Source organism: Shewanella sp. 11B5 (assembly GCF_002836795.1).
GTDB lineage: Bacteria > Pseudomonadota > Gammaproteobacteria > Enterobacterales > Shewanellaceae > Shewanella > Shewanella frigidimarina.
The window spans coordinates 1-1,818 of record NZ_PJAP01000763.1; the positions used below are offsets into that span (position 1 = coordinate 1).

2 protein-coding genes are annotated in these 1,818 nt (G+C 44.0%); both read right to left on the reverse strand.

Annotated elements, in window-relative coordinates; all coding sequences use genetic code 11:
* Nucleotides 1-75 precede the first annotated feature (75 nt).
* On the reverse strand, nucleotides 76-777 hold the full coding sequence (gene tsaB, locus CXF78_RS16210; protein ID WP_102037363.1) for a tRNA (adenosine(37)-N6)-threonylcarbamoyltransferase complex dimerization subunit type 1 TsaB: 702 nt from the start codon (nucleotides 775-777) through the stop codon (nucleotides 76-78).
* A gap of 73 nt (nucleotides 778-850) precedes the next feature.
* A partial coding sequence (locus tag CXF78_RS16215; RefSeq protein WP_145991508.1) for an ATP-dependent DNA helicase occupies nucleotides 851-1,818 on the reverse strand: 968 nt, incomplete at its 5' end.

Consider the following 1,818-nt stretch of genomic DNA (forward strand, 5'->3'; position numbering starts at 1 on the left):
CTGCATTTATCGTCATTAACGACACCATTTACCTTTATTCGTACCTTATACTCTATGTCAAATAACCGTCAATGGCTATTCTCGGCCCGGAAGTTTTTTCCATGTAACGGTATCACGAAGGTATACCGGCGAAAGTTCATCAACAGTAGTATGCAAACCTTGTTGATGACCTTGTTGTGCCAAAACTAACATAGCTTTCGCATCTGGATAAGTCGCTTCAATGCATGGTGTCATGTGTGGCGCTATCGTTAATAACTGTGGGTAAGCTTCAAAGCCAGTGCCACAAACACTAATATTTTGTTGTGTGTCGAGGATCAACTCAATCGCTTCAGGCGCACTAACGTGCTCTTCGCCTACTAACGTTGCAATGCCGTCTTTGGCAATGTATTGGCCCCAATAAACTTCCTTCATACGCGCATCAATACAACACAAAATTTGCGTGGCACCTTGTTCTGTTATGGCTAATTGGGCCATTGCCGCTAAGGTCGAAATGCCAATAACCGGTAAATCGAGTCCTAAAGCTAAGCCTTGAGTCATACTGGTACAAATACGGATACCAGTAAAACTGCCAGGACCGCGGCCATAAGCAATCATATCCACATCGGCCAATGTCACTTTGGCTTGAGCGAGCACTTCATCAACCATGGGTAGTATTCGTTGGCTATGCTCACGTGGTGAATCAGCAATAAGCGAAAACACGTTGCCATTAATGGTTAACGCAGCAGAGCAAGTTTCGGTGCAAGTATCAAGAGCGAGAATGGTTAACGGCTTTGGCATTATGATGGGTTACCCAGTAAAAAAACATCAAATAGACTCAATATGATAACTGATGCGCACGGTTTTAAAAAGCTTAAGGGATTTGTTTTAAAAATTGTAATGCTAGGTCTAAGTCACGTGTGCGCTGCATTGGCGGCAACGAATTAATAAACGCCTGCCCATAAGCACGATTAACGATACGGTTATCGCACAAAATAAGCACACCGCGATCTTTTTCATCACGTATTAGCCGCCCGACTCCTTGCTTTAAACTTATCACCGCTTGTGGCAGAGAAATATGGCTAAAGGGATCAAGTCCCTGGCGTTCAGCATTAGCGGCCCGTGCTTTGTATAAAGCATCATCTGGCGATACAAACGGCAATTTATCGATAATCACGCAGCTGAGTAACTTACCGCGAACATCGACTCCTTCCCAAAAACTGCTGGTGCCGAGCAACACTGCATTACCCAATTGCCTAAATTTATTTAATAAACTTTGTTTGCTAGCTTGGCCTTGTACCAATAATGGATAAGCGACTTTACCTTGTAAAGCGGATGCAACTTGTTCGAGCATTTGATGACTAGTAAACAATATGAACGTACGGCCTTGAGCGGCGTTGATAGCTTGAACACACACATCAACTAATTGTTTAACTGTATGTTGCGACTGCCCTACTTTACCTAAATGGCGCGGCACACAAAATACCGCTTGATTAGGGTAATCAAACGGACTGTCTAAAATAATTTGCTTCGCGGATGATAAGCCAAGCTCGGTCGCAAAATGGCCTAAACTTCGGTTTACTTGCAAGGTCGCCGAGGTAAAAATCCAACGGGTTTTGGCATCAAACAGCTGCTGGCATTGTTTGGCCACATTAATGGGGCTAAGCCGAAGCATGATAAAACGTGGGCCTAACTCGACACTGTAAGCCGCTTGCATGTCTTTGCATTCAAAATAGTCTTGTAGCTTTTCAGCAAGCTCGTGTAATTGTTCAAACGCTAAATCGAGCAGGTCTTCGCGGCCAAGATGATGGCGAAGCACATTCGCAAGATCTGTTAATGATT

Coding starts and splice junctions, on each gene's coding strand:
- tsaB (WP_102037363.1), bottom strand. CDS start 777: ATGCCAAAGCCGTTAACCATTCTCGCTCTTGATACTTGCACCGAAACT.